We start from the raw sequence: 24,066 nt of genomic DNA on the forward strand, positions 1-24,066 counted from the left end.
GGTCAGGTGGGGAGAGGCCAGCCGACGGGTGGGAATGAATCGGGGACCGATTTCCTTGTAACGGGTACCAACTGGCACAATCAATCCTTGGTTCTGGTTCACGGCCCCGCACCCCGCGAGACGACCCAGCGACCGCCGAGAGGACACCATGAAGAACGGCATCCACCCCAACTACGTCGAGACCCAGGTCACCTGCACCTGCGGCAACACGTTCACCACCAAGAGCACCGCACCTGAAGGCGTCCTGCGCGCCGATGTGTGCTCGGCCTGCCACCCGTTCTACACGGGCAAGCAGAAGATCCTCGACACGGGCGGACGCGTCGCCCGCTTCGAGAAGCGTTACGCCAAGAAGTAGCGACCTCCCAGCGCCGACCCCCGCCCCTCTCGGGCGCGGGTCGGCGCTGTCGTTCGTCCCCTTCACGCCAGCGCACCCCAGGAGCCGCCCATGTCCATGTTCGAGGCAGTCGACTCGCTCGTCGCCGAGCACGCCGAGCTCGAGCAGCGCATGGCCGACCCGTCGGTGCACTCCGACCCCGGACTGGCCAAGCGGCTCGGCCAGCGCTACGCCGAGCTGTCCGCGATCGTCAAGACGTACCGCGAGTTCCAGCAGGTCACCGACGACCTCGAGGCCGCCCGTGAGCTGGCCTCCGAGGACGAGTCGTTCGCCGCGGAGGTCGAGACCCTGGAGCCGCGGCTCCACCAGCTGTCCGAGCGGCTGCAGCGCCTGCTGGTGCCGCGCGACCCGGCCGACGCCAAGGACGTGATCCTGGAGATCAAGGGCGGCGAGGGCGGCGAGGAGTCGGCGCTGTTCGCCGGCGACCTCCTGCGGATGTACTCCCGCTACGCCGAGCAGCGCGGCTGGAAGACCGAGATCCTCGACGCGACCGAGTCGGCGCTGGGCGGTTACAAGTCCGTGACGATGGCGGTCAAGGCCAAGGGCACGCCCGAGCCGGGGGAGGCGCCCCACGCGCTGCTGAAGTTCGAGGGCGGCGTGCACCGCGTCCAGCGCGTCCCCGTCACCGAGTCGCAGGGCCGCATCCACACGTCGGCGGCCGGCGTCCTCGTGCTGGCCGAGGCCGAGGACATCGACGTCGAGATCCACGACAGCGACCTGCGCATCGACGTCTACCGCTCGTCGGGTCCCGGCGGCCAGAGCGTCAACACGACCGACTCGGCCGTCCGCATCACGCACGTGCCGACCGGCATCGTCGCGAGCTGCCAGAACGAGAAGAGCCAGCTGCAGAACAAGGAGCAGGCGATGCGCATCCTGCGGGCGCGGCTGCTCGAGGCGGCCCAGGCCACGGCGGATGCCGAGGCCTCGGACGTGCGCAAGTCGCAGATCCGCACGGTCGACCGGTCCGAGCGCATCCGTACGTACAACTTCCCGGAGAACCGGCTGTCGGACCACCGCACCGGTTTCAAGGCGTACAACCTCGACCAGGTGATGGACGGCGCGCTCGACGACGTCATCAAGTCCCTGGTCGACGCGGAGCTGGCCGAGCGCCTCGCGTCGGTCGAGTCCGGGTCGTGAGCACGCGAGCATGAGCACCGTCCGCACGCAGGCCGAGCGCCTGCTCGAGCAGGCGACGGCCGAGCTCGAGGCCGGGGGAGTGTCATCCCCCCGTCACGACGCCGAGGTGCTGCTGAGCCACGTCACCGGCGTACCCCGGATGATGCTGATGGGCAGCGCGAAGCCCAACGGGCTGCAGGTGAAGACGTTCACCGCGATGGTGACCGCCCGTGCGTCGCGCGTCCCGCTGCAGCACCTCACGGGCTCGGCGGCCTTCCGCTATGTCGACGTCGAGGTCGGGCCCGGGGTGTTCGTCCCGCGTCCGGAGACCGAGCTGCTGGCCGGCTGGGCGATCGAGCACGCCAAGACGCTGGAGTCTCCGGTCGTGGTCGAGCTCTGCGCCGGCGCCGGTGCGATCTCGCTGTCGGTCGTCCATGAGGTGCCCGGCGCGCAGGTGCACGCGGTCGAGCTCGACGAGCCGGCGTACGAGTGGGCCCAGCGCAACCTGGCCGGGACGGGCGTCGATCTGCGGCTCGGCGACATGGCCGACGCGTTCCCCGATCTCGATGGTCAGGTGGATGTCGTCGTCGCCAACCCGCCGTACATCCCGCTGGACGCGTGGGAGAGCGTGGCGCCCGAGGCGCGTGACCACGATCCCGCGCTGGCGCTCTGGTCAGGCGACGACGGCCTGGACGCGATGCGGGTCGTCGACAAGGTCGCGTGGCGGCTGTTGAAGCCGGGTGGAGTGGTCGGCGCCGAGCATGCGGACGCGCAGGGCGAGTCGGCCCCAGCGGTCTTCGCGCCGCGCTGGGCTGACGTCCGCGACCACCGCGACCTGGCCGAGCGTCCCCGCTTCGTCACCGCGACGAAGCCCCGCCGCTAGGCTCAGACGCATCATGGGCCTCGAAGAGCTGGGACTGATCGGCTCTGCCATCGCCGTCGGTCTCGGAGCGGCCGTCCTGCCGGTCTTCATCAATGCCGAGCTCTACGTCGTGGCGATCGGTGCGACCGTGGACAGTCGGCCCTTCCTGGCGTTCTTGATCCTCGTCCACGTCATCGCGACGACGATCGGCAAGATGTTCGTCTTCCAGCTGGCCCGGCGGGGGACCAACAAGATCCGGATGGTGGAGCCGCGCCCGCCTCGCAACGGCGTGTCGCTCAAGATGCGGGCCGCCGGCCGCCGGCTCGCGCGGACCCGGCTGTCCCGCGGGATCAAGAGGGCCAGCGACTGGCTGCTGACCCTGCTCGACCGGCCCTACTCGGGCGGCCTCACGGCGTTCATGTCCTCGCTCACGGGCGTTCCTCCGCTGGCGATCGTGACGATCCTCGCCGGCGCGTCCAAGCAGCCGCAGTGGCTGTTCCTGACGATGGTCTTCACCGGGCGACTGATCCAGTTCCTCGCGATCGCCTTCCTGCTCCACCACGTCAGCTGGTTCTGACCATTCACCCCGACCGCCCACGAGTCACGTACGACCGCTGACGAGTCACCCACGACCGCTGACGAGTCACCCACGACCGCTGACGAGTCACGTTCGGCATCCGTACGTGACTCGTGGGCGTCCGTACGTGACTCGTCGGCGGTTGTGGGTGACGGGCGGGGACGGGGCTGCGCCTAGGATGAATGGGTGAAGTTCGACTGCAGCGTGGACGAGGAGTTCGACCGAGGCCTGCTGGCCGCCCAGGCCGCGCTCGAGGAGGGCAAGCTCGTCGTCCTCCCGACCGACACGGTCTACGGCATCGCGGCCGACGCCTTCTCGCCGCGGGCGGTGCAGAACCTCCTCGACGCCAAGGGGCGAGGCCGTGACATGCCGCCACCGGTCCTGATCGGCGCCCCGACGACGCTCGACGCGCTCGCGACCAACATTCCTGCGTGGCTGCGGTCGGCGGTCGAGGCGCTGTGGCCGGGCCCGCTGACGATCATCTGCCACCAGCAGGCGTCCCTGACCTGGGACCTCGGTGACACCCACAACACCGTCGCAGTGCGCATGCCCGACGACAAGCGCGCCCTCGCACTGCTCAAGCAGACCGGCCCCCTGGCGGTCAGCAGCGCCAACACGACCGGCCTGCCCGCCGCGCAGACGATCGAGCAGGCCCAGGACATGCTGGGCGGCCGGGTCGCGGTCTACCTCGACGGTGGGCCGACCACGTCGGGCGTGCCGTCGACGATCCTGGACGCGACCGGCGCGACCCCGCGCATCCTGCGCCAGGGGGCTGTCCCGCTGGACGTCCTCCACCGGTTCAACAACACGATCGAGCCCGCCAAGGACAGCACCGAGGGCACCGCGTGAGGGAATACCTCGTCGTCTTCGGCATCGCCCTCGGCGTCACGTACCTCCTGGCGTCGATCGCCCGGCAGGCCGCCTATCGCTACGGCGCCGTCGCGCGCGTCCGTGACCGCGACGTCCACGCGATCCCGACCCCGTACTTCGGGGGGCCCGCGATCCTGGGTGGCATCCTCGCGGCCTATCTCGTCGCGACCCACCTGCCATTCCTCTCCCTGGCGGACGACGGCGTCTTCAAGGACGCGCGTGCCGTCGTGCTGGGAGGGGCGGTCATCTGCCTGGTCGGCATCGTGGACGACCTCTACGAGCTCGACGCGCTCAGCAAGTTCGCCGGCCAGGTCCTCGCCGGGGTCATCGTCGTCGCGCAGGGCGTGCAGTTCGTCTACCTGCCGATGTACGGCAACTACATCGGTCTCGACCAGGCGCAGGCCATGATCTTCACGGTGCTCCTGATCGTGGGCACGGCGAACGCGGTGAACTTCGTCGACGGGCTCGACGGTCTCGCGGCCGGCATGGTCGCGATCGGGGCCGTGGCCTTCTTCGCGTACGCGTTCGTGCTCGCGGTCGAGAACGGGGAGACCCGGGCGATCGCGGCCGCCCTGCTGACGGCCGCGCTCGCAGGAGCCTGCATCGGCATCCTGCCCCACAACTTCTTCCCGGCCCGGATGTTCATCGGCGACTCCGGATCGATGCTGATCGGCTTCGTGCTCGCCTGCTCGTCGATCAGCCTCACCGGCCAGTTCCCGGCGACCGAGCTCTCCGAGGGCATCGGGGGAGCGGAGGCCAGCTTCCTGCCGGCCCTGCTGCCGCTGATCCTGCCGTTCACGATCCTGCTGGTGCCGTTCGTCGACCTCGCGCTCGCCGTCGTACGACGGACGCGCGCCGGCCGGTCGCCGTTCAGCCCCGACAAGATGCACATCCACCACCGCCTGCTGGAGATCGGCCACTCGCACCGCCGCGCCGTCCTGCTGATGTACACCTTCGCGGGACTCGTGGCCTTCGGCAGCGTCGTCATCAGCCTGTTCAGCGGCTGGCAGTCGATCGCCGGCTTCGGCGCCCTGGCCGTCCTGACGATCGCTGCGGTGTTCCTGCTCCCCAAGCTCGAAGAGAAGGTCTGGTCATGAACGAGAACACCCGATGACCACGCTGCGCACCGTGGTGCTGCCAACTCTGGTCGTGACGGCGCTCTGTGCCGTCGTGGCGGGGCTGCGCGAGGGCGGGGACGGAGTCGCCGGCGCGCTCGTGGGCGGAGTCATCGTCTGCCTGTTCTTCGCCTCCAGTCCGGCTGCCCTCGGCCCCGTGACCAAGGTCAGCCCGCACCTGTCCCTGATCGTCGCGATGATGTTCTTCCTCACCAAGGTGATCGCGCTGCTCGCCCTGTTCTCGGTCCTGTTCGACCGCGACGGCGTGGGCGCACACCTGGATGGTCGATCGTTGGGCGCCACCGTCATCGTCGCCACGCTCGCGTGGACGTTCCTGCAGGTGCGCGCCTCGCAGCGGGCCAGGATCCCCACCTACGACCTGGACGACAGCGAACGCTGAGGGCCTGATAACCTGAGCGCGCAAGGACGGGAACAACCAAGACTTGGTCGTGGAGTCGCGTCCCTTGTGGCATCAGACAGCACCGCGGGCCACTGACGCCAGCGGGGCCGCCGGTTCCGCATAGCATGACGCAGGCCGTAGCCGCACCGACTAGTGACCGCGCCATCTGAAGGGTATGTACGTGACGACCGCAGCATCGCTGACTTTCGTAGCCGAAGGCTTCACCGCCCCGGGTCCGGGCAACTTCCAGCTCCCGCCCGCGTTCAGCATCGGTGGCCTCGACGTCACCAAGTCGATGCTCCTGATCGTCCTGTCCGGCGTCTTGATCATCGCGGTCACGTACGTCATGGCCCGCCCGGCCGCCGTCGTCCCGGGCCGCCTGCAGTTCGCCGGCGAGGCCGTCTACGGCTTCGTCCGCAACGGCATCGCCCGTGACTCGATCGGCACGCAGGACTTCATGAAGTTCGTGCCGTACCTGTTCTCGTTGTTCCTGTTCGTCTTCGTGAACAACTACTACGGCGTGTTCCCGTTCCTGCAGTTCCCGACGTTCTCGCGCATCAGCTACGTCTACGGCCTCGCGGCCCTGACCTGGTTCGTCTACAACGGTGTGGGCATCGCCCGCCACGGATTCTTCGGCTACCTGCGTCGCCAGACCGTTCCCGGCGGCATGAAGGGCCCGATCCTGGTCCTGCTCATCCCGCTCGAGTTCCTCTCCAACATCGTCGTGCGGCCCGCCACGCTGGCCCTTCGTCTGTTCGCGAACATGTTCGCCGGCCACCTGCTGCTCATCTTGTTCTCGACCGGCGCGGCCTACCTCATCTTCGAGTCCGACAAGCTCGCGTACGCCCCCGTCGGCATCCTGTCGTTCATCCTCGGCATCCTCGTGAGCTTCCTGGAGCTGCTGGTCATGTTCCTGCAGGCGTACGTCTTCACGCTGCTCACCGCGATGTACATTGGCGGCGCGCTCGCCGACGAGCACTGACAAAGATCACCCCAGACCTACAACTTCATAGCTCCTCCCCTTGGCGCAACAGTTGCGTCACAACGAAAGGAAATGCCGTGGACGGCACTCTCAACGGCTCAGTGAACATGATCGGCTACGGCCTCGCCGCGATCGGTCCTGGCATCGGCATCGGCCTGATCTTCGCCGCCTACATCAACGGCGTCGCACGTCAGCCCGAGGCGCAGGCTCGCCTGCAGGCAATCGCCATTCTGGGCTTCGCCCTCGCGGAGGCGCTGGCCATCATCGGCATCGCGCTCGCCTTCGTCCTCAGTTGATCCAGTAGCCGACAGGAATCGCCATGTTTACGACACTGCTCGCAGCTGCCGAGGGTGAAGAGCACAGCCCGCTCGCGGTCGAATGGAGCGAGCTTGTCCTCGGTCTGGTCGTCTTCGCGATCGTGGTGTTCGCGATCTGGAAGTACGTCGTCCCGAACTTCGAGAAGGCGTACGCCGCCCGCACCGCGGCCATCGAAGGCGGTATCGAGGAGGCCCAGGCTGCCCAGAAGGAAGCCAAGGCCGCTCTCGAGGAGTACACCGCCCAGCTCGCCGGAGCGCGTCAGGAAGCTGCCGCCATCCGCGAGGAGGCCAAGGAGCAGGGGGCCCAGATCATCGCCGAGCTGCGGGCCCAGGCCCAGGCCGAGGCCGAGCGCATCACCTCGACCGCGCACGCGCAGGTCGAGGCCGAGCGTGCTCAGGTCCTCGCCCAGCTCAAGGGTGAGGTCGGATCCATGGCCACCGCGCTCGCAGGTCGCATCGTCGGCGAGGTTCTCGACGACTCCGCGGCCCAGAAGCGTACGGTCGAGCGGTTCATCGCCGAGCTCGAGGAGTCGGCGAACTGATGCGAGGCATTTCAGCGAAGTCCCTCGACGAGGTCCTGGCCGCCGTCGGCGCGGTCACGTCCGGATTGGGTGACCTCGGCGGCGAGCTGTTCGGCGTCGTCGCCGTGCTCGACCAGAACCCTGTCCTGCGCCGCGTGCTGACCGACCCGTCCACCGAGTCGCCGGCCCGGGCCGGACTGGCCCAGCAGGTCTTCGGCCCGCGGGTCAGCCCGGACGCGGCCAGGATCGTCGAGATCGCGGCCACCGGACGGTGGGCCTCGGGTCGCGACATGAGCGACGGTCTCGAGCTGGCCGGGGTGACCGCCCTGGTCGCTGCGGCTGACGCCGCGGGCGAGCTCAGCGCGGTCGAGACCGAGCTGTTCGAGGTCGGCCGCCTCGTGCGGTCCGACGGCGAGCTGCGCCAGACCGTCTCCGACCGGGCTCTGCCCGTGGCGGCCAAGACGCAGCTGCTGGTCGATCTGCTCGGCGACAAGGTCACGGGCACGACGTTGGCCCTCACCAGCCAGGCCGTCGCGGCACGTACCGGGTCTTTCGAGCGGGCGCTCGCAGCGTTCGCCGAGACCGCAGCCGCTCGTGGCAACCGGTTGCTCGCCGAGGTGCGGGTCGCCACGGCGCTCGACGCCGGCGAGGAGGAGCGTCTCGCCGCGGCCCTGGCCGCGAAGTACGGGCGCGACATCCACCTGAACATCGTCATCGACCCAGCGGTCATCGGAGGCATCACCGTCTCCGTCGCCGGCGAGGTTGTCGACGGCTCCATGTCCACCCGCCTTGAGATCGCCCGTAGGCGCCTTGCAGGCTAGTAACACCCTCCCCGACAGCACTTTCTCCAAATCCAAGAAGGCAGGCAGACACATGGCGGAACTCACGATCCGTCCGGACGAGATCCGCGACGCATTGCAGAAGTTCGTGGCCGACTACAAGCCCAGCGCTGCATCGACCGAAGAGGTCGGCATCGTGGCGAGCGCCGGTGACGGCATCGCCCGCGTCGAGGGTCTTCCCTCGGCCATGGCCAACGAGCTCCTCGAGTTCGAGGACGGCACCCTGGGCCTGGCGCTCAACCTGGACGTTCGCGAGATCGGCGTCGTCATCCTGGGTGAGTTCTCCGGCATCGAGGAGGGACAGACCGTCCGTCGTACGGGCGAGGTCCTCTCGGTCCCCGTCGGTGACGCCTACCTCGGCCGCGTGGTGGACCCGCTGGGCAAGCCCATCGACGGCCTCGGGGAGATCAAGACCGACAAGCGTCGCGCGCTGGAGCTCCAGGCTCCCAACGTGATGCAGCGCAAGAGCGTGCACGAGCCGATGATGACGGGCCTGAAGGCGATCGACTCGCTGACGCCCATCGGCCGCGGCCAGCGCCAGCTGATCATCGGCGACCGCCAGACCGGCAAGACCGCGATCGCGATCGACACGATCATCAACCAGAAGGAGTTCTGGGCGTCGGGCGATCCGACCAAGCAGGTCCGCTGCATCTACGTCGCGATCGGCCAGAAGGGCTCGACCATCGCCGCCGTGCGTGGAGCGCTCGAAGAGGCCGGCGCGCTGGAGTACACGACGATCGTCGCGGCTCCCGCCTCGGACTCGGCCGGCTTCAAGTACCTCGCCCCCTACACCGGCTCGGCCATCGGCCAGGAGTGGATGTACGCGGGCAAGCACGTCCTCATCATCTTTGACGACCTGTCGAAGCAGGCTGAGGCGTACCGCGCCGTGTCGCTGCTGCTGCGTCGTCCGCCGGGACGCGAGGCGTACCCGGGCGACGTGTTCTACCTGCACTCGCGTCTGCTCGAGCGCTGCGCCAAGCTCAGCGACGAGCTGGGCGCCGGCTCGATGACCGGTCTGCCGATCATCGAGACGAAGGCCAACGACGTGTCGGCCTACATCCCGACCAACGTCATCTCGATCACCGACGGCCAGATCTTCCTGCAGTCGGACCTGTTCAACGCCAACCAGCGTCCCGCTGTCGACGTCGGCATCTCGGTGTCGCGGGTCGGTGGTGCAGCGATGCAGAAGTCGATGAAGGCCGTCACCGGTTCGCTGAAGGTCGAGCTCGCGCAGTACCGCGCGATGGAGGCGTTCGCGATGTTCGCCTCGGACCTCGACGCCGCGTCCAAGCAGCAGCTCGCCCGTGGTCAGCGCATCATGGAGCTGTTCAAGCAGGGTCAGTACGCTCCGTTCCCCGTGGAGAACCAGGTCGTCTCGATCTGGGCCGCCTCGTCGGGCAAGCTCGACGCCGTTCCGGTCGAGGACATCAGCCGCTTCGAGTCCGAGTTCCTGGACTACCTGAAGCGCTCGCACAGCGACGTCCTCGCGGCGATCCGCGAGACGGGCAAGTTCGAGGACGACAACAAGCAGGCTCTCGAGGCTGCGTACGACTCGTTCACCGATCAGTTCGAGACTTCTGAGGGCCACTCGATCAAGGCCGGTCACGAAGAGTTCGACCCGCTGACCGACGAAGACGTCTCGCAGGAGCAGATCGTCAAGCAGAAGCGGGGCTGACGATGGCAGCATCGGTACGCGAGCTACGCGCGAAGATCAGGTCCACCCAGGCGACCAAGAAGATCACCCGCGCCATGGAGCTCATCGCTGCGTCGCGCATCATCAAGGCGCAGCAGCGGGCGGCGGCGGCAGCGCCGTACGCCCGTGAGCTCACGCGCGCCGTGTCTGCCGTGGCCACCTTCTCCAACGTCGAGCACGCGCTCACGACGGAGAAGGCGGACCCCAAGAAGGCAGCGGTGCTGGTCATCGCGAGCGATCGTGGTCTCGCGGGCGCCTACTCGGCGTCCGTCATGAAGGAGGCCGAGCGCCTCGTCGAGAAGCTGCAGAGCGAGGGCAAGGAAGTCGACCTGTACCTCTCGGGCCGCAAGGCCGAGGCGTACTACAACTTCCGCGACCGTCCGTACGTGCAGTCCTGGACGGGCTTCTCCGACAAGCCGGAGTACGCCAACGCCAAGGAGATCGGCAACACGCTGGTCCGGACGTTCCACATCGACGAGTCCGAGGAGGAGACGATCGACCCCGCGGTCGCGGCAGCCGAGCTGCACGTGGTCTTCACCCGGTTCAAGTCGATGCTGACGCAGGAGCCGGACGTCATCCGTCTGCTCCCGCTCGAGGTCGTGGCGGGTACCGAGGCTCCGGCCGAGGACGACGTCCTGCCGCTCTACGAGTTCGAGCCGTCCGCGCACGAGGTGCTCAACGCGCTGCTGCCCAAGTACATCCACAGCCGGATCTACTACTGCCTGCTGCAGGCCTCGGCCTCGGAGCTGGCGGCACGGCAGAAGGCCATGAAGTCGGCCACGGACAACGCGCAGGACCTCATCGAGAAGTACACCCGAACAGCCAACCAGGCCCGCCAGGCCGGTATTACCCAGGAGATCAGCGAGATCGTGGGCGGCGCCAACGCGCTTGCTGACGCCTCCGCTGGGAGTGAGTGAGAGAGATGACTACCAACACCGCAGAGACCCAGACCACCGAGCTGGCCACGGGCCGGGTAGCGCGCGTCATCGGCCCGGTGCTCGACATCGAGTTCCCGAGCGACGCCATCCCGGACATGTACAACGCGCTCAAGGTCGACACCGAGGTGGCCGGCGTCAAGGAGACGCTGACCCTCGAGGTCGCCCTCCACATCGGTGACGGCCTGGTCCGCGCGATCAGCCTGCGCCCCACGGACGGCATCGTCCGTGGCGCGACGGTCATCAACACCGGCGGACCGATCATGGTGCCCGTCGGCGACGAGACGCTCGGCAAGGTGTTCAACACCACCGGCGACGTCATGAACCTCGCCGAGGGTGAGGTGTGGGAGGTCAAGGAGCGTCGTGGCATCCACGCCAAGGCCCCCGACTTCGACCAGCTCGAGTCCAAGACCGAGATGTTCCAGACCGGCATCAAGGTCATCGACCTCCTGACGCCGTACGTGCTGGGCGGAAAGATCGGCCTCTTCGGTGGTGCAGGCGTCGGCAAGACGGTGCTCATCCAGGAGATGATCGCCCGTGTGGCCCGCGACCACGGTGGTGTGTCGGTGTTCGCCGGCGTGGGTGAGCGCACCCGCGAGGGCAACGACCTCATCGTCGAGATGGAGGAGGCCGGCGTCCTCGGACAGACCGCCCTCGTCTTCGGTCAGATGGACGAGCCGCCGGGAGCGCGTCTGCGCGTCGCCCTGTCGGCCCTGACGATGGCCGAGTACTTCCGCGACGTCCAGAAGCAGGACGTGCTGCTGTTCATCGACAACATCTTCCGCTTCACGCAGGCCGGCTCCGAGGTCTCCACGCTGCTGGGCCGTGTGCCCTCGGCCGTGGGCTACCAGCCGACGCTGGCCGACGAGATGGGTGTGCTCCAGGAGCGCATCACCTCGACGCGTGGTCACTCGATCACCTCGCTGCAGGCGATCTACGTGCCGGCCGATGACTACACGGACCCGGCTCCGGCGACGACGTTCGCTCACCTCGACGCGACGACCGAGCTCAACCGTGAGATCGCCTCGATGGGCATCTACCCGGCCGTGGACCCGCTGACCTCGACGTCGCGGATCCTCGACCCGCGCTACATCAGCGCCGAGCACTACAACACCGCGAACCGCGTCAAGAGCATCCTGCAGCGCAACAAGGAGCTCCAGGACATCATCGCGATCCTCGGTGTCGACGAGCTCAGCGAGGAGGACAAGACGCTCGTGTCCCGCGCGCGTCGCATCCAGCGCTTCCTGTCCCAGAACACCTACGTGGCCAAGCAGTTCACCGGCATCGAGGGCTCGACCGTCTCCATCGACGAGACGATCGACGGCTTCACCAAGATCTGTGACGGTGAGTACGACCACGTGGCTGAGCAGGCCTTCTTCATGTGCGGCGGTCTCGAAGACGTCGACAAGAAGTGGGAAGAAATCCAGAAGAGCCTCTGATGGCCGCGAACGATTCAACGTCCTCGCTGCAGATCGAGCTGGTGGCTGCCGACCGCGTCGTGTGGTCGGGTCAGGCGCGCGAGGTCATCGCCCGCACCGTCGAGGGTGACCTCGGCGTGCTGGCGGGCCACGCGCCGCTCCTGTCGGTGCTCGTTCCCGGTGTCGTCGAGATCCACCCTCTCGAGGGTGAGGACGTCGTCAGGGCCGCGGTCGGCGAGGGATTCTTGTCGGTGGCGGACGACCACGTGTCGATCCTGAGCGAGGATGCGTTCCTCGCCTCGGAGATCGACGCGGCTGCGGTCAAGTCCGAGCTGGAGGCAGCGACCGCTGCGGAGGACGCTGATGCCGTCCTGCGCGCGGAGGCCAAGCTGCGCCTCGTCGACAAGGCGTCCTGACGCTCTAGGAGGGAGATCGCCGTGCCCCTGTGGTGGTGGATGGTCGATGCCCTCGCGTTCGTGGTGGCTGCGGTCGTCCTGCTGGTCATCTGGCTGTTGTTCCGACGTCGGCTGCTGGCGCGGTCCGGAGGGACGTTCGACATGAGCGTCAACCGGAGCGCGTCGGTACCGGCGAAGGGCTGGATGCTGGGGCTCGCGGTCTACCGCGACACCGAGCTCGAATGGTTCCGGACGTTCTCGGTGTCGATGCGCCCGCGCTACCGCTTCACGCGGGGCGACGTCCGGATCGACGGTCGTCGTGACCCGGTCGGCAGCGAGGTGCACGCGGTGCAGGCCGGCCACCTGATCGTCAGCACGGAGAATGCGTCCGGTGTGCGGCAGCTGGCCATGAGCCCGCATGCGCTCACCGGCCTGCTGTCCTGGCTGGAGTCGTCGCCTCCGGGTCAGCGGGTCAACAAGGTGCTCTGAGTCCCCGAGGGGGACTCTGTACACCTGTACGATTCCTGCGTTGTGGTTGACGGGCGCCGGAGTTGCGGGGGAGAATCAAGACAGTTCTTCTCGACCCGAGTTCGGGGCGAGTCCCTTTGGAACAAGAAGGTGCCCTGTGTTCAAGCGTCTCGTTGTTGCCGCATCCGTATCAGCCATCGCCGTGATCGGCCTCGGCCCGGCCACCGGCGCCTCCGCAGTTGCTCCGTCGGAGAAGTCGGTCGTCAAGGTCAAGGGATTCGCTCCCAAGATCTCCACCCCTCGCGTCATCGACTGGGACGCCCCGGGCAAGGCCATCGACTGGGACGCCCCGGCCCCCGCGGCCGGCAGCGGTGGTGGCTACTCCACCCAGCGCATCGATTGGGACTGATCCCACACAGCACCACACCCGCGCGCGGCTCCCGGCATGATGCCGGTGAGCCGCGCGTCGGCGTTTGCGCGGTTTGTCTGCTGGGTCAGCGCTCGCCGCCCGGGACCCAGAGCACGTCGCCCGTCTCCCGGTTGGCGTAGCGACCGAGGATGAACAGCAGGTCGCTGAGGCGGTTGAGGTACTTGGCGGTCAGCGCGTTCATGGTGTCCCCGTGCTCCGCGATCGCTGCCCAGGCCGAGCGCTCGGCCCTCCGCGTCACGGTGCACGCGATGTGCACGGCCGCCGCGGCGGGGGTGCCGCCTCGCAGGATGAACGAGCGCAGCTTGGGCACCTGCTCGTTGTAGTGGTCGCACCAGGCCTCGAGGCGGTCGACGTAGTCCGCCTCGACGCGCAGGGGCGGGTACTCGGGGTTCTCCACGACCGGGCACGACAGGTCGGCGCCGACGTCGAACAGATCGTTCTGGATGTGCGTCAGCACTGCGACGACGTCCTCGTCGAGACCGCCGACGGCGATCGCGAAGCCGATCTGCGCATTCGCCTCGTCGACGTCTGCGTAGGCAGCCAGGCGCAGGTCCAGCTTGCTGGTCTTGCTCATGTCGCCGAGGTTCGTCGTGCCGTCGTCGCCGGTACGCGTGTATATCCGTGTCAGGTTGACCATGCTCGCGATACTAGGACGTCCACGGGATGTGAGCCATGACGCCCCATCGAACTCGTGACCCCCGCAGCTACCGAGCGGTAGCCTGACCCCCATGCCTGACAAGACTGCGCCCGACAAGCCCTGGGTGATGCGCACGTACGCCGGCCACAGCTCGGCGGCGGAGTCGAACGCGCTGTACCGACGCAATCTGGCCAAGGGCCAGACCGGGCTGTCGGTGGCGTTCGACCTGCCCACCCAGACCGGCTACGATCCGGACCACGAGCTCAGCAGGGGAGAGGTCGGCAAGGTCGGCGTCCCGATCCCGCACCTCGGGGCGATGCGGCGGCTGTTCCAGGACATCCCGCTCGAGACGATGAACACCTCGATGACGATCAACGCCACCGCGATGTGGCTGCTCGCGATGTACCAGGTCGCGGCCGAGGAGCAGGGCGTCGATCCGTCGCAGCTGCAGGGCACGACCCAGAACGACATCATCAAGGAGTACCTGTCCCGAGGCACGTACGTCTTCGGGCCCGCGCCGTCGCTGCGGCTGACGACGGACATGATCGCGTACACGGTCACGACGATCCCCAAGTGGAACCCGCTCAACATCTGCAGCTATCACCTGCAGGAGGCCGGTGCGACGCCCACGCAGGAGCTCGCGTACGCCCTCACGACCGCGATCGCGGTGCTGGACTCCGTACGCGACTCAGGCCAGGTGCCGCAGGAGGAGTTCGAGAAGGTCGTCGGGCGCATCTCGTTCTTCGTCAACGCCGGTGTCCGGTTCGTCGAGGAGATGTGCAAGATGCGCGCCTTCGGGCGGCTGTGGGACGAGATCACCCGCGAGCGCTACGGCGTCCAGGATCCCAAGATGCGGCGCTTCCGCTACGGCGTGCAGGTCAACTCGCTGGGCCTGACCGAGGCGCAGCCGGAGAACAACGTCCAGAGGATCGTCCTGGAGATGCTGGGCGTGACGCTGAGCAAGGACGCCCGCGCCCGGGCCGTGCAGCTGCCCGCGTGGAACGAGGCGCTGGGGCTGCCCCGGCCGTGGGACCAGCAGTGGTCGCTGCGTCTGCAGCAGGTGCTCGCGTTCGAGTCCGATCTGCTGGAGTACGACGACATCTTCGAGGGGTCGGTCGTGGTCGAGGCCAAGGTCGCCGAGCTCGTGGAGGGCGCCAAGGCCGAGATCGACCGCGTCCAGGCCATGGGCGGCGCCGTCGCGGCGGTCGAGTCCGGCTACATGAAGCAGGCGCTCGTGGGATCGCACTCGGAGCGCCGGGCCAAGATCGAGGCCGGTGAGATGAAGGTCGTGGGGGTCAACTCCTACGTCGAGACCGAGCCGTCCCCGCTGACGGCGGATCTGGACACCGCGATCATGACCGCCGATCCGCAGGCCGAGGCCAATGCCGTCGCCGACGTCCAGGCGTGGCGCTCGCAGCGCGACCAGGCGGCGGTCGACGAGGCGCTGCACCGCCTCCAGCGTGAGGCGAAGACCGACGCCAACCTGATGGCGGCCACCCTCGAGGCCGTACGCGCAGGCGCGACGGTGGGCGAGTGGGCAGGTGCGCTGCGCGAGGTGTTCGGCGAGTACCGCGCGCCCACGGGCGTGAGCGGCGTCGCCAGCGTCGCCGAGGCCGGCGCCGAGCTGACGGCGGTGCGCGATCGCGTCCGCGAGACGGGCGAGCAGCTGGGCACGCGCCTGCGCTTCCTCGTCGGCAAGCCCGGTCTGGACGGGCACTCCAACGGCGCCGAGCAGATCGCCGTCCGGGCTCGTGACGCCGGCTTCGAGGTCGTCTACCAGGGCATCCGGCTCACCCCCGCGCAGATCGTCGCCGCGGCAGTGGCCGAGGACGTGCACGCGGTCGGTCTCTCGATCCTGTCCGGCTCCCACATGGAGCTGGTGCCCGAGGTGCAGAAGGAGATGGCCGCGGCCGGTCTCGACGACGTACCGCTGATCGTCGGCGGCATCATCCCGGACTCGGACGGTCGTCGCATGGAGGCCGCCGGGGTCGCTGCGGTGTTCACGCCCAAGGACTTCGGCATGACGTCGATCATGGCCCGGATCGTCGACGAGATCCGCAAGGCCCGCGGCCTCGCCTGACCCCGGCCCCGGCCCCGCCCGGCCGCAGTTTCCCAGGAGATCCCCGGTTCCCGTCACCTCACCCCGCGTACGACAGGGGAGAGGTGCAGGATTCCGGGGTCCTCCTGGGAAACCTGGGACCCGGGGGGCGGGCTGAGGCTAGCCATTCCTACGTGGCGAGCGGGGCGGACGGTGTCCTAGGCTCGCGTCGTCAGGCAGCGACGTCGGCCCTGGTCTTGTCCTTCTTGACCTTGACCAGCTTGCGCTTCTTGACGGTGTAGCCCTCGGGCAGCGTGCCTTCCTTGAGCATGCGAAGAGGGCAGCGCTTGCAGGCAGGCTTGTCGCTGCAGCACTTCTTCTTCGGCGGCTTGGGCACGACGCACACGGTACCAGCGTGAGGTGAGGCTCGCCTTACGCATGACAATGGAGGCATGGGACACATGGCAGCACCAGCATTCGTCGAGCGGCTCAACGAGCAGATCGGCCACGAGTTCGCGGCGCACCAGCAGTACGTCGCAATCGCGACCTACTACGACGCGCTCACGATGCCCCAGATGGCGGCGCTGTTCTATCAGCAGGCCCGCGAGGAGCGGGACCACGCGATGATGATGGTCCAGTACCTCCTGGACGCCGACCACGTCCCGGTCATCCCGGCCCTGCCCGCACCGCGCATCGACTTCAGCGACGTCGTCGAGCCGGTCGCCGCGGCGCTGGAGCAGGAGAAGCGCGTGACGGCGCAGATCAACGACCTGACCCGTATCGCGCGGGAGAACCACGACTACGCCTCGGACCAGTTCATGCAGTGGTTCATCAAGGAGCAGGTCGAGGAGCTGTCGAAGATGAGCGACCTGCTGGCGGTCGTGACCCGCTCGAAGGCCGACTACGAGCGCATCGAGGACTGGATCGCCCGCGAGGACAAGGCCGCGGGCGACGACCCGACCGCGCCCCCGATCGCCGGCGCGTAGCCAGCCACCCCCACCCCGACCCCGATTTGCGGGCTTCTGCACGCTTTTGCGCCGTAGAAACGTGCAGGAGCCCGCAAATCTGGGCGGGGGCCGGGGCCGGGGGGTCAGAACAGGCGGAGGCTGGGGTCGTCGATGCCGCGGAGCTCGTCGTAGTTGACGACGACGCACTCGATGCCTCGGTCGTGCGCGAGCACGCGCGCCTGCGGCTTGATCTCCTGTGCTGCGAAGATGCCACGCACCGGACGCAGCGCAGGATCGCGGTTCATCAGCTCGAGATAGCGGGTCAGCTGCTCGACGCCGTCGATGTCGCCGCGGCGCTTGATCTCGACCGCGACCGAGGCGTTGGCCGCGTCCTTGCACAGCAGGTCAACCGGGCCGATCGCCGTCATGAACTCGCGCCGGACCAGGCTCATGCCCGCGCCCAGGGCCGAGGTGTGCTCGGCCAACAGCTCCTGCAGGTGCTTCTCGACCCCGTCCTTCTGCAGGCCCGGATCGACGCCGAGGTCGAATGCGGAGTCGTGCAGGACCTCCTCGATGCGGATGCGCAGCGTGTCGTCGGTCTTGCCGGCCGTGACGGTCCACTCCGCGACGCCGTCGTCGGAGATCCCCTCGCGGAGCGTGCACGGCGGGCTCATCCAGTTCAGCGGCTTGTAGGAGCCGCCGTCGGAGTGGATGAGCACCGACCCGTCGTTCTTGACCATGATGAGCCGGGTGGCCAGCGGCAGGTGGGCGGCGAGCCGTCCTGCGTAGTCGACCTGGCAACGGGCGATGACCAGTCTCACTTCACCCTCGTGGCCGTACCGAGCGTGAACACCAGGGTCTCGCCCTTGATCGTGCCCTTGTCGGTGTCACCGTCATCGCCCACGAGCGAGATCGTGTCGCCCTCGACGGACCACTTGCCGGTCCGGAAGTCCTTGATGCCCTGGTAGTCCTGCACGAAGGTGCCGTCCTCGATCAGGTGCAGCACGTAGTCCTCGGAGGGGATCTCCCAGTCGCCGCGCAGGGCAGCGGCGCCGTCGGCCTCGGGGTCGACCGAGGGGGCCTCGGTCGTGATCGCCGGGGTGGGCGTCGACGTCGCGGCGGGCGACGTCACCTCGCCACCGCCTGAGGGGCCGTCACTGGTGCCCTCGGAGTCCGAGCCGCATCCGGCCAGGGCCGTCAGGGCGAGGCCGATCGCGGCTGTGGCCATCGTCACACGTTGTTTCATCGTTCTCCCATATTGGCCAGCTGCAGTGAGCCGTTAGTGTGTCACGACCGTCTTATTACTGAGGAGTAGCCATGCAGGAAATCGTCGATCGCCTCTCGGCCGGTGACGCACCCGCCGACATCGCACGCGCGCTCTTGCTGCCGTACCTCAACCACGCGGCCACGATGTACGAGAGCGGCTACGCCACGGCGCCCGACATCGACGCCGCGATGCGCTTCGGATGTGGCTACCCGATCGGGCCCCTGGCCCTGGTGGACGCCTGGGGCGCCCAGGCCGTCGTGACGGGACTGGACAAGCTGTACGCCGAGACCGGCGACGAGCTCCACCAGCCGGCCGCCGTGCTCGTCGCGAACGCCGAGCAGGGCCGGACGTTCGCGGCCTCCGTCGATGCCGCCGGCGCGGACGCCCCGCAGCTGCGCCACTCGATCGAGCGCGTCGGGGTCGTCGGCACCGGCACCATGGCGTCGGGGATCGTCGAGGTCTTCGCCAAGGCGGGGTACGCCGTGACGTTCGTCGGTCGCGGCGAGGACAAGGTCGCCGGCGTCGTCGCCGCGATCACGAAGAGCCTGGACAAGGCGGTCTCCCGCGGCAAGCTCGACGAGGACGGCAAGACAGCGGTGCTCGCGCGCCTCACCGGCGCAACCGACCGCTCCGCGCTGGCCGATGCGGACATCATCGTCGAGGCCATCGCCGAGGACCTGGACATCAAGCTCGAGCTGTTCGCCGACCTGGACCGCATCGCCAAGCCGGGTGCGATCCTCGCCACGACGACCTCCTCGCTGTCGATCAACGCCTGCGCCGCCGCCACCCAGCGCCCGCAGGACGTCATCGGCATGCACTTCTTCAACCCCGCCGCGGTCATGAAGCTCGTCGAGGTCGTGACGGCCGACGAGACCTCGGTCGAGGTGGACGAGACCGTGCGGGCGCTGTGCCTCGCCACCGGCAAGCACCCGGTGTCGTGTGGCGACCGGGCCGGATTCATCGTCAACGCACTGCTGTTCCCCTACCTCAACGACGCGATCAGGCTGCACGAGGCGCAGGGCACGCCGTTGGACGAGATCGACGAGGCGCTCAAGGCGACGGGGCTGCCGATGGGGCCGTTCCAGCTGCTCGACGTGGTCGGCAACGACGTGTCGCTCGCGATCCAGCGCTCGCTGCTCGACACCTTCGGTCACGCGGGCTGGCGGCCGGCGGCGACGTTGGAGCGGCTGGTGTCCGAGGGCAAGCTCGGTCGCAAGACCGGTGCGGGCTTCCACGCGTACTGAGGGTCCGAGGACCGTCCTCGGCGCGCTCCGTAGACTGCAGCCATGCCCCGTCGACGTGTCGCCCGACCGTCGACCCCGCCGCTGCGGGCGGCCCCCGAGCAGCGTGAGCGCAAGGCTGACGGCGAGTGGTACGTGCGCGCGACCCGCGGCTCGTCCATGAAGGACTATCGCTGTCCCGGGTGCTCCCAGCTGATCGGCCGCGGCCTCGGCCACCTGGTGGTCTGGCCGGTCGAGAAGGCGTTGCTGAGCGAGGCTGCGATCGACGAACGACGCCACTGGCACACCGCGTGCTGGGCGCGGCGCCACTGACACCGAGGACGGACGACATGACCGAGAGAATCCGCGGCAACTCCGTGCTGCCGGCACGACGCGAGCCGATCACGCTGGAGACCGCCGACGGCCTGTCCCTGGTCGGCGAGCTCGCGCTCCCGCTCGACCGGGACCCGGTGGCCACGATGATCTGCCTGCACCCGCTGCCGACGCACGGCGGCATGATGGACAGCCACTTGTTCCGCAAGGCTGCATACCGCCTGCCGGCCCTCGCCGACGTCGCAGTGCTGCGCTTCAACACCCGCGGCACGTCCAGCGTCCAGGGCACGAGCGAGGGGACGTTCGACAACGGCGTGGGGGAGCGGTTCGACGTCGCAGCGGCAGTCGAGCACGCGGAGTTCGCCGAGCTGCCCCACATCTGGGTCGTGGGCTGGTCGTTCGGCACGGACCTCGCGCTCATGTACGGCCTCGAGCCGTCGGTCGAGGGAGCCGTCCTGCTCTCGCCACCGTTGCGCTACTCGCGGCCCGAGCACCTGCAGGCGTGGGCCGACTCCGGTCGCCCCGTCACGGCGCTCGTCCCCGAGCACGACGACTACCTCCAGCCGCCCGAGGCGCGGGAGCGGTTCGCCGCGATCCCGCAGGCCGAGGTCATCGGCGTGGACGGCGCGAAGCACCTCTGGGTCGGCGACTCCGAGCGGGTCCTCGACGAGATCGTGCGCAAGCTCGCGCCCGGAGCGTCCGTGCCCCTGCCGAGCACGTGGGACGGTCCGATGGAGCGCGCCGACTCCATGGCGTACGCCGACCGGACGGTCGCTGCGTTCAGCGAGCCGCGCCCCTCACCGCCGGACTGAGGCGCAGCCCGGGCGACGGTGCTAGCTGGCGTCCTTGCGCTGCTGGACGGCAGGCTCGGGCTCGGCGGCCGCAGCTGCATCGACCGGCTCGGTCTCGGCAGCCTCGGCGACCTCGACCTCGTCGGTGTCCACCGCGTCGTCCTCATCCACCGCGTCGGGCTGGGTGACCTCGACCGAGGTGGGGGCGAACGACGAGACGATGTCGCGCAGCTGCCCCATCTGGGCCAGGATGCCCTCGCGCCGGCGCTGCAGGTCCTCGACCTCGGCCCGCAGCGTGCGGGTGTGCCGGTCCGCCTCGGTGGTCGCGGTCACCCGGATCTTCTGCGCCTCGGCGGTCGCGCTCGCGATGAGCTGGGCCACTTCGGTGCGAGCGTTCTCCATGACGCGAGCGGCCTCGGCGGTCGCGGCCTCACGAGCCTTGGCCGCCTGCGCCATGGCCTCGCGGGCACGGGCGTCCGCAGCGCTCGCGCGGGTCTCGGCGTCCTGGACCAGCTTGGCGGTCTGGTCGGTGGCCGAGGCGTGGTTCTCGGCGGCCTCGCGGGCGAGACGCTCCTTCTCCACGGCCAGCACGCGGCGGGCCTCGGTCACCTCGCGGTCGGCGGCCGCACGGGCCTGCTCGACGTCGCGGGTCGCCCCGAGGCGCATGTTCTGCGCCTCCTGCTCGGCGGCGAGCCTGAGCTGGGCCACCTCGCGCTGCGTCTGGGCGAGGAGGTCGTCGGCCTGCGCGGATGCCTCGGCGCGCATCGCCTCGACGTCCTCGAGCAGCTGCTTGCGCTTGTCCTCGAGCTCGACGATGGCCTGACTGCGCATCTGCTCGGCCTCGTGCTCGGCCGCGACCCGCACCAGCGTGGCCTCCTCCTCGGCCTTGGCGACGAGCTCGTCAGCGTCGCGCACGGCGCGGCTGCGGACGACCTCGGCCTCCTGCTCGGCCAGCCCGAGCAGCTGGGCGGCGTGGTTGCCCAGGCCGGTGTAGGTGGGGCGCTCGAACGCCTCGATGCGCGCGGTGAGCGAGTCGACCGCCTCGCGCAAGCTCTCGTTCTCGGCCTGCAGTGCCCTCAGGTCATCCGCTGCACGGTGCAGCTCGGCGGACTGGGTGCGGACCCATGCGTCCACCGCATCGGTGTCATACCCGCCGCGGCGCGCCAGCGGGAACGAGGCGTCGGCCGACCGGTCGGCTGCGTCGAAGATGGACAATCCGGGCTGGTCGGACATGCATGATCCCATTCGTGGCAGGTGTTCGGGTGACGTGCTCCACCTTACCCGCCGAAGAACTGCGGGGGCACGACCGTGAGCGGTCGTGCCCCCGCGTCGGAGCAGGGTCTTAGCGGTCTCTCAGACCCCGCGGAAACGGTTGATGCCCTCGATGTGCAGGGCCCGCTTCTCCTCGTTGCGGACGCCCAGTCCTTCCTCGGGGGAGAGGCACAGCACGCCGACCTTGCCCTGGTGCTTGTTCTGGTGCACGTCGAGCGCGGCTTGGCCGGTCTCCTCGAGGGAGTAGACCTTCGAGACGGTCGGGTGGATGAGGCCCTTCTCGATGAGCCGGTTCGCCTCCCACGCCTCGCGGTAGTTGGCGAAGTGCGAGCTCTTGATGTTCTTGAGGTTCATCCAGAGGTAGCGGTTGTCGTACTGGTGCATGTAGCCCGAGGTCGACGCGCAGGTGATGATCGTGCCGCCCTTGCGAGCGACGTAGACCGAGGCGCCGAACGTCTCGCGGCCCGGGTGCTCGAAGACGATGTCAGGATCCTCGCCGCCGGTGAGCTCGCGGATCTTCTTGCCGAAGCGCTGCCACTCCTTCGGGTCCTGGTTGTGCTCGTCCTTCCAGAACGTGTAGCCCTCGGCCGAGCGGTCGATGACGTGCTCGGCACCCAGCGACCGGACGATGTCGGCCTTCTCGGGGGAGGACACCACGCACACCGGGATGGCTCCGCCGTTGAGTGCCATCTGCGTCGCGTACGAGCCGAGGCCGCCCGAGGCGCCCCAGATGAGGACGACGTCGCCCTGCTTCATGTTGGCGCCGTTCTTGGACACCAGCTGGCGGTACGCCGTGGAGTTGACCAGGCCGGGGCTCGCGGCCTCCTCCCACGACAGGTGGTCGGGCTTGGGCATGAGCTGGTTGGCCTTGACGATCGCGAGGTGCGCGAGGCCGCCGAAGTTCGTCTCGAAGCCCCAGATGCGCTGCTGCGGGTCCATCATCGTGTCGTCGTGGCCGTCGGGGCTCTCCAGCTCGACCGACAGGCAGTGCGCGACGACCTCGTGGCCCGGCTTCCACAGGTTGACGCCGGGTCCGGTGCGCAGGACGACGCCGGCCAGGTCCGAGCCGACCACGTGGTACGGCAGGTCATGGCGCTTGGAGTACTCCGACAGGCGGCCGTAGCGCTCCAGGAAGCCGAACGTCGAGACCGGCTCGAAGATCGACGTCCACACCGTGTTGTAGTTGATCGCGCTGGCCATGACGGCCACCAGAGCCTCGCCCGGAGCGAGCTCGGGGATGGGCACCTCGTCGAGTTGCAGGCTCTTGCGCGGGTCCTTGTCGCGGCTGGCGACGCCCTCGAACATGTCGACGTCGTCCTTGTGGACGGTGACCGCCTTGTAGCTCTCGGGAAGGGCGATGGAAGCGAAGTCCTCGGGGGCGGTGTCGCCGGCGAGGATGGCATCGAGGATCTGCTGCACGGGTGGAACCTCCAGGTTGGTTCCGGCGATGTTACCGAGCCGTAACCTGAGGCGTCACCCGTTCGAGCCTGTGATCCAAGACTCAGTACCCGACTCGTCGAGGAGTTGACACGACCGGCATCCCAGCGACGCAGGCCGCGGCCTCCGTCCGCTGAGGGGAGGCTCCGGTCCGGTGACGCGCGGGTTGAGAACGGGCGGGAAAGCGACCTGACGCGGAGGACGGCGGACGTTCCGTGCCGGGACTCTCCCCTCGGCGGACGCAACCCGCGCGTCGGCGGACGGGGGAGGGGATCAGTGGGACGCGCTCGGGGCCGGCTGCACCAGCTCGACCAGGACGCCGCCGGCGTCCTTCGGGTGGACGAAGTTGACCCGGCTGTCCGAGGTGCCGCGCTTGGGCGCGTCGTAGAGCAGGCGGACGCCGCGCTCGCGCAGGATCGCCGACACGGCCTCGATGTCGGCCACGCGATAGGCCAGCTGCTGGATGCCCTGGCCGTTGCGGGCGATGAACTTGGCGATCGTGGACTCCTCGCTCAGCGGCGCGAGCAGCTGGATGCGGGTGTCGGAGTCACCGACCGCGAGCATCGCCTCGCGGACGCCCTGTTCCTCGTTGATCTCCTCGTGGACCGAGTACAGGCCGAACGTCGTGGCGTAGAACTCGAGTGCGTCATCGAGGTCGGGCACGGCGATGCCGACGTGGTCGATGGTCAGGAGCAGGTGGTCGGGAACCAACGGGGTCGTCATGCCACGAGGGTAGGGCACACCCCCGGGGCGGGGCGGGGTGATCCATGGCACATCCCGGTCGCGGCAGGT

At 68.7% G+C, this 24,066-nt stretch carries 29 protein-coding genes; 22 read left to right on the forward strand and 7 right to left on the reverse strand.

The features are described from left to right. Positions 1 to 148: 148 nt before the first annotated feature. The 17 genes from rpmE to GEV27_RS06095 all read left to right on the forward strand — a co-directional run bounded on the left by rpmE (position 149) and on the right by GEV27_RS06095 (position 13,311). Entirely contained in the window at positions 149 to 355 is a 207-nt protein-coding gene (gene rpmE, locus GEV27_RS06015; RefSeq protein WP_108578858.1) for a 50S ribosomal protein L31, read from the forward strand. 96 nt (positions 356 to 451) lie between these two features. Next, positions 452 to 1,531: a peptide chain release factor 1 gene (gene prfA / locus GEV27_RS06020; protein WP_153655082.1), complete on the forward strand. Its 1,080-nt coding sequence runs from the start codon at positions 452 to 454 to the stop codon at positions 1,529 to 1,531. 10 nt (positions 1,532 to 1,541) lie between these two features. Beyond that, entirely contained in the window at positions 1,542 to 2,393 is an 852-nt protein-coding gene (prmC, locus tag GEV27_RS06025) for a peptide chain release factor N(5)-glutamine methyltransferase (protein ID WP_153933693.1), read from the forward strand. A gap of 13 nt (positions 2,394 to 2,406) precedes the next feature. After that, positions 2,407 to 2,949, forward strand: coding sequence for a hypothetical protein (locus tag GEV27_RS06030; protein ID WP_153653504.1), 543 nt, complete (start codon positions 2,407 to 2,409; stop codon positions 2,947 to 2,949). 186 nt (positions 2,950 to 3,135) lie between these two features. Then, on the forward strand, positions 3,136 to 3,798 hold the full coding sequence (locus GEV27_RS06035) for an L-threonylcarbamoyladenylate synthase (protein ID WP_153653502.1): 663 nt from the start codon (positions 3,136 to 3,138) through the stop codon (positions 3,796 to 3,798). Beyond that, positions 3,795 to 4,916, forward strand: a complete 1,122-nt coding sequence (locus GEV27_RS06040) for an MraY family glycosyltransferase (RefSeq protein ID WP_309222067.1) — start codon at positions 3,795 to 3,797, stop codon at positions 4,914 to 4,916. Before GEV27_RS06035 ends, GEV27_RS06040 begins: the two co-directional genes overlap by 4 nt. A 13-nt stretch (positions 4,917 to 4,929) precedes the next feature. Continuing rightward, a complete protein-coding gene (locus tag GEV27_RS06045) occupies positions 4,930 to 5,334 on the forward strand; it encodes a hypothetical protein (protein ID WP_153653498.1) in 405 nt (134 codons plus the stop codon). A 175-nt stretch (positions 5,335 to 5,509) separates the two neighbouring features. Next, positions 5,510 to 6,316, forward strand: a complete 807-nt coding sequence (atpB, locus tag GEV27_RS06050) for a F0F1 ATP synthase subunit A (RefSeq protein WP_153653496.1) — start codon at positions 5,510 to 5,512, stop codon at positions 6,314 to 6,316. 107 nt (positions 6,317 to 6,423) lie between these two features. After that, positions 6,424 to 6,612 carry an ATP synthase F0 subunit C gene (gene atpE / locus GEV27_RS06055; protein WP_153911113.1) on the forward strand — a complete coding sequence of 63 codons (189 nt, stop codon included), beginning with the start codon at positions 6,424 to 6,426 and terminating at the stop codon, positions 6,610 to 6,612. A gap of 23 nt (positions 6,613 to 6,635) precedes the next feature. Next, positions 6,636 to 7,175, forward strand: coding sequence for a F0F1 ATP synthase subunit B (locus tag GEV27_RS06060; protein ID WP_153653492.1), 540 nt, complete (start codon positions 6,636 to 6,638; stop codon positions 7,173 to 7,175). Then, complete coding sequence (locus tag GEV27_RS06065) at positions 7,175 to 7,975, forward strand: F0F1 ATP synthase subunit delta (protein WP_153933694.1); 801 nt, start codon at positions 7,175 to 7,177, stop codon at positions 7,973 to 7,975. The genes GEV27_RS06060 and GEV27_RS06065 overlap by 1 nt, the downstream gene beginning before the upstream one ends. Before the next feature lie 52 nt (positions 7,976 to 8,027). After that, positions 8,028 to 9,668 (forward strand): F0F1 ATP synthase subunit alpha, encoded by a 1,641-nt coding sequence (gene atpA / locus GEV27_RS06070; RefSeq protein ID WP_153653488.1) that lies wholly within the window; start codon positions 8,028 to 8,030, stop codon positions 9,666 to 9,668. A gap of 2 nt (positions 9,669 to 9,670) precedes the next feature. After that, complete coding sequence (locus GEV27_RS06075; RefSeq protein ID WP_153933695.1) at positions 9,671 to 10,603, forward strand: F0F1 ATP synthase subunit gamma; 933 nt, start codon at positions 9,671 to 9,673, stop codon at positions 10,601 to 10,603. Between the two features lie 5 nt (positions 10,604 to 10,608). Beyond that, complete coding sequence (gene atpD / locus GEV27_RS06080; RefSeq protein ID WP_153653484.1) at positions 10,609 to 12,060, forward strand: F0F1 ATP synthase subunit beta; 1,452 nt, start codon at positions 10,609 to 10,611, stop codon at positions 12,058 to 12,060. Then, complete coding sequence (locus GEV27_RS06085) at positions 12,060 to 12,455, forward strand: F0F1 ATP synthase subunit epsilon (RefSeq protein WP_153653482.1); 396 nt, start codon at positions 12,060 to 12,062, stop codon at positions 12,453 to 12,455. The genes atpD and GEV27_RS06085 overlap by 1 nt, the downstream gene beginning before the upstream one ends. Before the next feature lie 21 nt (positions 12,456 to 12,476). Next, positions 12,477 to 12,923, forward strand: coding sequence for a DUF2550 domain-containing protein (locus GEV27_RS06090; RefSeq protein ID WP_153653480.1), 447 nt, complete (start codon positions 12,477 to 12,479; stop codon positions 12,921 to 12,923). A gap of 136 nt (positions 12,924 to 13,059) precedes the next feature. After that, positions 13,060 to 13,311: a hypothetical protein gene (locus GEV27_RS06095; protein WP_153933696.1), complete on the forward strand. Its 252-nt coding sequence runs from the start codon at positions 13,060 to 13,062 to the stop codon at positions 13,309 to 13,311. An 85-nt stretch (positions 13,312 to 13,396) separates the two neighbouring features. Here GEV27_RS06095 and GEV27_RS06100 read toward each other — a convergent pair whose 3' ends face one another. Continuing rightward, the gene (locus GEV27_RS06100) at positions 13,397 to 13,969 is read right to left on the reverse strand and encodes a cob(I)yrinic acid a,c-diamide adenosyltransferase (protein WP_153653477.1); all 573 of its coding nucleotides are present in this window, start codon (positions 13,967 to 13,969) and stop codon (positions 13,397 to 13,399) included. A gap of 91 nt (positions 13,970 to 14,060) precedes the next feature. On the opposite strand from GEV27_RS06100, the gene GEV27_RS06105 reads away from it, so the two are divergent. After that, positions 14,061 to 16,049, forward strand: coding sequence for a protein meaA (locus tag GEV27_RS06105; RefSeq protein ID WP_153933697.1), 1,989 nt, complete (start codon positions 14,061 to 14,063; stop codon positions 16,047 to 16,049). A 190-nt stretch (positions 16,050 to 16,239) separates the two neighbouring features. On the opposite strand, the gene GEV27_RS06110 is transcribed toward GEV27_RS06105, so the two are convergent. Next, on the reverse strand, positions 16,240 to 16,404 hold the full coding sequence (locus GEV27_RS06110) for a hypothetical protein (RefSeq protein WP_228764922.1): 165 nt from the start codon (positions 16,402 to 16,404) through the stop codon (positions 16,240 to 16,242). 55 nt (positions 16,405 to 16,459) lie between these two features. Here GEV27_RS06110 and GEV27_RS06115 point away from each other — a divergent pair, with 55 nt between their 5' ends. Beyond that, positions 16,460 to 16,993 carry a ferritin gene (locus GEV27_RS06115; protein ID WP_309222068.1) on the forward strand — a complete coding sequence of 178 codons (534 nt, stop codon included), beginning with the start codon at positions 16,460 to 16,462 and terminating at the stop codon, positions 16,991 to 16,993. A gap of 104 nt (positions 16,994 to 17,097) precedes the next feature. Here the strand turns inward: GEV27_RS06115 and nucS are convergent, their stop codons facing one another. Both nucS and GEV27_RS06125 read right to left on the reverse strand, forming a co-directional pair. Continuing rightward, positions 17,098 to 17,775 carry an endonuclease NucS gene (nucS, locus tag GEV27_RS06120; RefSeq protein WP_153653473.1) on the reverse strand — a complete coding sequence of 226 codons (678 nt, stop codon included), beginning with the start codon at positions 17,773 to 17,775 and terminating at the stop codon, positions 17,098 to 17,100. Then, positions 17,772 to 18,182 (reverse strand): hypothetical protein, encoded by a 411-nt coding sequence (locus GEV27_RS06125; RefSeq protein WP_194839846.1) that lies wholly within the window; start codon positions 18,180 to 18,182, stop codon positions 17,772 to 17,774. The genes nucS and GEV27_RS06125 overlap by 4 nt, the downstream gene beginning before the upstream one ends. An 89-nt stretch (positions 18,183 to 18,271) precedes the next feature. Here GEV27_RS06125 and GEV27_RS06130 point away from each other — a divergent pair, with 89 nt between their 5' ends. The 3 genes from GEV27_RS06130 to GEV27_RS06140 are packed head-to-tail and all read left to right on the forward strand — an operon-like array spanning position 18,272 to position 20,586. Next, a complete protein-coding gene (locus GEV27_RS06130) occupies positions 18,272 to 19,465 on the forward strand; it encodes a 3-hydroxyacyl-CoA dehydrogenase family protein (RefSeq protein WP_153933698.1) in 1,194 nt (397 codons plus the stop codon). Between the two features lie 42 nt (positions 19,466 to 19,507). Continuing rightward, positions 19,508 to 19,774, forward strand: coding sequence for a hypothetical protein (locus tag GEV27_RS06135; RefSeq protein ID WP_153653469.1), 267 nt, complete (start codon positions 19,508 to 19,510; stop codon positions 19,772 to 19,774). Positions 19,775 to 19,791: 17 nt separating this feature from the next. After that, positions 19,792 to 20,586: an alpha/beta hydrolase gene (locus GEV27_RS06140; protein WP_153653467.1), complete on the forward strand. Its 795-nt coding sequence runs from the start codon at positions 19,792 to 19,794 to the stop codon at positions 20,584 to 20,586. 21 nt (positions 20,587 to 20,607) lie between these two features. Here GEV27_RS06140 and GEV27_RS06145 read toward each other — a convergent pair whose 3' ends face one another. The 3 genes from GEV27_RS06145 to mce form a co-directional block, all read right to left on the reverse strand. Next, the gene (locus GEV27_RS06145; RefSeq protein ID WP_194944140.1) at positions 20,608 to 21,798 is read right to left on the reverse strand and encodes a DivIVA domain-containing protein; all 1,191 of its coding nucleotides are present in this window, start codon (positions 21,796 to 21,798) and stop codon (positions 20,608 to 20,610) included. 120 nt (positions 21,799 to 21,918) lie between these two features. Further along, the gene (gene ccrA, locus GEV27_RS06150; protein ID WP_309222069.1) at positions 21,919 to 23,256 is read right to left on the reverse strand and encodes a crotonyl-CoA carboxylase/reductase; all 1,338 of its coding nucleotides are present in this window, start codon (positions 23,254 to 23,256) and stop codon (positions 21,919 to 21,921) included. 291 nt (positions 23,257 to 23,547) lie between these two features. After that, complete coding sequence (mce, locus tag GEV27_RS06155) at positions 23,548 to 23,997, reverse strand: methylmalonyl-CoA epimerase (protein WP_153933701.1); 450 nt, start codon at positions 23,995 to 23,997, stop codon at positions 23,548 to 23,550. Between the last annotated feature and the right edge of the window lie 69 nt (positions 23,998 to 24,066).

This window comes from Aeromicrobium sp. S22, from assembly GCF_009661045.1.
GTDB lineage: Bacteria > Actinomycetota > Actinomycetes > Propionibacteriales > Nocardioidaceae > Aeromicrobium > Aeromicrobium yanjiei.